The organism is Bartonella sp. CR84HXZ (genome assembly GCF_042194535.1).
GTDB lineage: Bacteria > Pseudomonadota > Alphaproteobacteria > Rhizobiales > Rhizobiaceae > Bartonella > Bartonella grahamii.
Genome location: NZ_JBHIMY010000042.1, coordinates 1 through 4,644, shown reverse-complemented (window position 1 = coordinate 4,644; position 4,644 = coordinate 1). Strand labels below are relative to the sequence as shown.

Sequence of the window (4,644 nt, the reverse complement as noted above, 5' to 3'; positions counted from 1 at the left end):
CCTTGACACTAAGAACCAAGACTTGTTAGTCCTCTCATTAAACGCGGGTCTGATGTCATGATTTTGGTGAGCGTTCCGGAGAGTTTGAGAGGCGGATAGCCTCTCATTTAAAATAAAGTTTATAAATAAAAACTATTTTTATTTGCCAATCTCCTGAAATTGTTTTATCACTTAAGAAATATTTTGGTCGTCTACGCAGCGATCAAAAGGGAAATAAAGCCCTAAGTTCGAGAGTAAAAATTAGCCACTATGTGGTCACCCGGAATTCCGGGAGTTTTTGTTATGTCCAAGTGCTTCTTAGCACTAAAAGCAAAAAGCTGACTCGAACTCAGTACTTTATTACTCCCGGAATACTAATGCGAGGGCGCTCGCACCCGGTAGGGGGGGAATTTAAAGTGCAAAAAAAAACTCCACATTTAAATGACGTTTCTGTAGGAGAAAAAATTCGCTATAGAAGAAAGTACATGGGAATTTCTCAGACAGAATTAGGAAAAAAATTAGGAGTAAGCTTCCAACAAATCCAAAAATATGAAAACGGCTCAAATCGTGTAGGAGCTGGGCGTTTGCAGGAAATCGCTAACATACTAGATGTTCATATCTCCTTTTTTTATACCGATATTTCACAAAAAAGAAATATTTCTTACCCTTATAATGAAGGACTTCATTCTAAAGAAGAATACGTCCTTTTAAAAGGTTTTAGGCAACTAAAACATAAAAAACAGAAAGCAATTTTGTGGTTGGTTTCCGAATAGAAGAACGCTTTTTAAATTATATTACATACAGCTATCTTCTCTCTTCATAAGAAGATTTTAAATATTTATTACGTATTTTGTACGTAAATAATAAATAATCATCGTTTATTTTGTGTGTAATTGTTATTTACGTAATTTTCAATAAGACGATTAAGAAAATCACCACCATCTTCATTAAGTTCGTCTGCTAAAGACCAAAAACTGTCTCTTACTTCTGGTTCAAGTGCAAGTGTTAATCGTGCTGTTTTTAAACTACGTCTTCTACGTCCACTACCACGTTTTGTTTCTACACTATGACGTGTCGTAAAACCATTATTTTGACCTATCTTACCTAATTCTTGTTCATCTACTTTTTGTGCTTTTGTAAACGGTTTTAAATTTTGAAGATCCGGTAATACAATTTCAGCTCTTTTTGTCATGCTACTTTGTCCTTTAATAAATTTTCATTATCCAATACCTTCACAACAGCGTTAGCAAAAACCGTTGCATTTTCTTGTGCTGCTTGAGGATTATTCACATCAGAAGATGCTAAATCAAAGAGAGACCCCCCTATCTGAAAAAGAGCACTAAAAGCTCCTCTTTCAGTTAATGAAGCAGGTAAAATAGGAAGGTTAGCTTTTTCTAACGTTTTTTCTATATGCTGTCCTTCGCGACTGTTTAAGGTATTAGTCATAGAAAATACGATACGAAAAGGTATTTCTCTTTTAAAAAACTGACTCTGTTGTTTTATTAAAGCAATGATCTTTCCTATCTGATCTCCATCAAGTTGTTTTTTTCTCATAGGAACCAAAACTAAATCCGCTCTCCCTATAGCAAAAGAAGCCGCAAGATTAGCAGAACCTTCAAGATCAACAATAACAAATGGAAACTGTTCTACAGCATCATCAATGCAAGAAACAATATTCTGTTCTGTAACATTTCCAGAAACTTCTATATTTTGGGGCATTGTATCTACAGATCTTTTCATCCATGTCACAAGTGGTTGATTTGGGTCTGCATCAATTAATTTCACCTTAGATCCGGCTTTAGCAAAAACGTTAGCTAATACTAATGCCATTGTGGATTTTCCAACACCACCTTTTGTTGAACACATAGTAATTACAGGCATTAAGATATTCCTTATTCAATGAATAAACACCAAATAAATACCATTTATTTATTACGTATTTATTAAAATTATAAATAATAATTATTTATTTTGTAAATATTTATTATTTACATACAAAATACGTAATAAATATTTATATCTTGTTAATTTCAAATCAGGTATAATCGGGTGTGCACATTCCAGTATGCAAACGAGTTTATTTCACAATTCCGTTTCTTGTGAGTAATTGATTTTTACATTACTTTTATGTATATTAGATAATTATATAGTAAGAGGAATTTTTTATGTCTTCATTAACAGTTACAGCAAAAGGACAAATTACGCTAAAGCGGGATTTACTACAGCACCTTGGTGTTAAACCAGGTGAGAAGATTGACTTTGATAAGTTACCAGGTGGTGAACTTCGTATAAAAGCGTCACAGCCTACAAGCACTATTGAGAGCTTTATTGGACGATTTTCTGGAAAACTAAAAAAACCTCTAACCATTGAAGAAATGAACGAAATTACAGCTTCTAGTTGGGCTGGGAAAAAATGAAGATTTCTGTAGATACAAATGTTCTGGCTCGTGCTGTTTTACAAGATGATAAAAAGCAAGGGGAGGTAGCAAGTAAGATTTTAAGAGAAGCTTCTCTCATAGCTATTTCTCTACCTTGTCTATGCGAACTTGTTTGGATACTTCGACGAGGTGCAAGACTATCAAAAGAAGATGTAGCTGGAATGTTACGCGATCTGCTAGCAACCAGTAATATAGTAATGAATAGACCAGCTGTTGAAGTAGGGCTTGCTATTCTAGAGGCTGGTGGTGATTTTGCTGATGGAATTATAGCTTATGAAGGTAATTGGCTAGGTGGCGAGATATTTGTTTCGTTTGATAAATTAGCAATCGACCTGTTAAAGAAAAACGGGAAATCAGTAAAACTCCTTTCTTAATGAGTGAGCTAATACCTATAAAAGAATAAGCTATAGATATGGATTTTCAAACACCACCTTTTGTTGAACACATAGTAATTACAGGTATTAAAATATTTCTTATTTACTAAATAAATATTATTTATTTAGTACGTATTTTGTACGTAAATAATAAACATACTTCAATGCATCACGTCATGGAAAAGAACTATCAACTTGGCGCAGTTTATCTTAATTTTCCAATGTTCTTGGCATGGTAATGATAGGCTTTGTTTTTGTAAGCTTGATGTTTTTACGTTCAATAAATAAACGTAAGGTGTTCACACTAACTCCTAATGTCTTAGCAATACGGCTCTGTGATAAACCAACATTTATAAATGCTTGAATTTCATCAATATGATTGTCCAGCTTTAATTGCGTAGCTTTACTTCCTTTTGGCCGGCCAAGTTTTATTCCTCGTTGACGAGCAACATTTAAGGCTTCTTTTGTGCGTGTTTGAATTAAATGCCGTTCAATTTGTGATACCATACCCAATACGTTTGCAATGATATCGCTTTGTAAACTTCCATCCATGATAAGGTTTTGTTTCGTTATATGCACAATTAAACCACGTTCACTGGCTGCTTTGAGAATTTCTAGGACAGCAAGAGAAGAACCAGCTATACGAGAAAATTCAGGAGTTAATAATACATCTCCTCGTTCTGCTTTTTTAATTAAAACACCAAGCTTACGCTTGCGCCAATCTTTTCCTCTACTTGCAATTTCTTCTTCAATATGAAGTGGTGCAAAGCCATTTTTATTAGCGTATTCTAACAATCCAAATTTTTGATTTTCTGTATCTTGTCCATCACGAGAAACACGTAAATAAGCATAAAATTTTGGCATTTTCAGTAAAAAGGTTATTTTTGATTAAAACTGATATATTATTGCATAGAAAAAATAGGAATTAAATATACAATTTTCATTCATAAAAAATGATCGTTTTTTCTGATATTGCAATTTATGACGCTTCAAATGACACTGTGCGTATCTTGCTTATACTTCATGCAAAGAAAAAAATTCAGTAGTTAACTGTATCTAAATTGAATCCGGCTGTGTTTAATAGTTCAATAAGTTTTGGGAGAGTCTCTTTTACGTGTTCATTAAAAGGAATATAATTAATCCCTTCATAATCTAAAGGTACTTCAACATCTCGTTTTTTTAAAATAGCAATATTTCTGCAAGAAATTATAGGAAACAACATACCCATTTTAAAAATAACATTTTGATTAGCGCGCGGTTGTGCGTCTTTTTTATCAGCAGATTTTGCATAGCCAATCTCATCGGGAGTAAGTAACACAATACCAAATTTTGGAGAATTAGTTTGCATACTAATTTCTTGTTTAAAATCCTCAATAGTAATTAAATCATCACTACCAAATTTCAGAACGTATGGTTCCAATCCAAGCTTAAAAAGAATACGTTCAGTTTGTTCTAAAATAGTATGATTATTATATACAATAAAAATTTTTGGCATTTTTATATCCCCTATAAAATACATGCATTTGTCCCAGAGGGCTTATTATTCTTTATCAACGAATAATTGCGATAAAAATTTCTCCCAATCTATATTTTCCTTTAATTTATCATTAGTCTCTTTATCAAATTTTATTTTTTTACCATTTACAGTAAAACAAAATTCAACACTTTCGATATCATCATGATTGAGCATTTCCAACACCTATAATTTCAGTTATGTTCCATGTTTTATTGAGTTTAATGGAAATTTTAATACCTTTGTTTTTACATTGCTCTCTGAAAGCAGGCGCCCCCCGCACCTGCTATTTTATTTACGCAACATCCTCATACTCATCACGAAAATAATCATCATCACT

8 protein-coding genes are annotated in these 4,644 nt (G+C 32.9%); 3 read left to right on the top strand and 5 right to left on the bottom strand.

Annotation, left to right across the window (positions count from 1 at the left end; all coding sequences use genetic code 11):
- Window positions 1–395: 395 nt before the first annotated feature.
- Window positions 396–752 (top strand): helix-turn-helix domain-containing protein, encoded by a 357-nt coding sequence (locus tag ACFIKD_RS08855; RefSeq protein ID WP_375647810.1) that lies wholly within the window; start codon window positions 396–398, stop codon window positions 750–752.
- 98 nt (window positions 753–850) lie between these two features.
- Here ACFIKD_RS08855 and ACFIKD_RS08850 read toward each other — a convergent pair whose 3' ends face one another.
- Window positions 851–1,171, bottom strand: coding sequence for a hypothetical protein (locus tag ACFIKD_RS08850; RefSeq protein WP_375630656.1), 321 nt, complete (start codon window positions 1,169–1,171; stop codon window positions 851–853).
- Complete coding sequence (locus ACFIKD_RS08845) at window positions 1,168–1,860, bottom strand: AAA family ATPase (RefSeq protein WP_375618681.1); 693 nt, start codon at window positions 1,858–1,860, stop codon at window positions 1,168–1,170. Before ACFIKD_RS08845 ends, ACFIKD_RS08850 begins: the two co-directional genes overlap by 4 nt.
- 284 nt (window positions 1,861–2,144) lie before the next feature.
- Between ACFIKD_RS08845 and ACFIKD_RS08840 the strand changes: the two genes are divergently transcribed.
- Window positions 2,145–2,396: a hypothetical protein gene (locus ACFIKD_RS08840; RefSeq protein WP_004857201.1), complete on the top strand. Its 252-nt coding sequence runs from the start codon at window positions 2,145–2,147 to the stop codon at window positions 2,394–2,396.
- Entirely contained in the window at window positions 2,393–2,791 is a 399-nt protein-coding gene (locus ACFIKD_RS08835; protein WP_375647808.1) for a type II toxin-antitoxin system VapC family toxin, read from the top strand. The genes ACFIKD_RS08840 and ACFIKD_RS08835 overlap by 4 nt, the downstream gene beginning before the upstream one ends.
- 210 nt (window positions 2,792–3,001) lie before the next feature.
- Here the strand turns inward: ACFIKD_RS08835 and ACFIKD_RS08830 are convergent, their stop codons facing one another.
- The 3 genes from ACFIKD_RS08830 to ACFIKD_RS08820 all read right to left on the bottom strand — a co-directional run bounded on the left by ACFIKD_RS08830 (window position 3,002) and on the right by ACFIKD_RS08820 (window position 4,481).
- Window positions 3,002–3,655: a recombinase family protein gene (locus ACFIKD_RS08830; protein ID WP_375647807.1), complete on the bottom strand. Its 654-nt coding sequence runs from the start codon at window positions 3,653–3,655 to the stop codon at window positions 3,002–3,004.
- A gap of 175 nt (window positions 3,656–3,830) precedes the next feature.
- Complete coding sequence (locus ACFIKD_RS08825; protein ID WP_375647806.1) at window positions 3,831–4,286, bottom strand: TIR domain-containing protein; 456 nt, start codon at window positions 4,284–4,286, stop codon at window positions 3,831–3,833.
- 45 nt (window positions 4,287–4,331) lie between these two features.
- Window positions 4,332–4,481: a hypothetical protein gene (locus ACFIKD_RS08820; protein ID WP_375612426.1), complete on the bottom strand. Its 150-nt coding sequence runs from the start codon at window positions 4,479–4,481 to the stop codon at window positions 4,332–4,334.
- Window positions 4,482–4,644 lie beyond the last annotated feature (163 nt).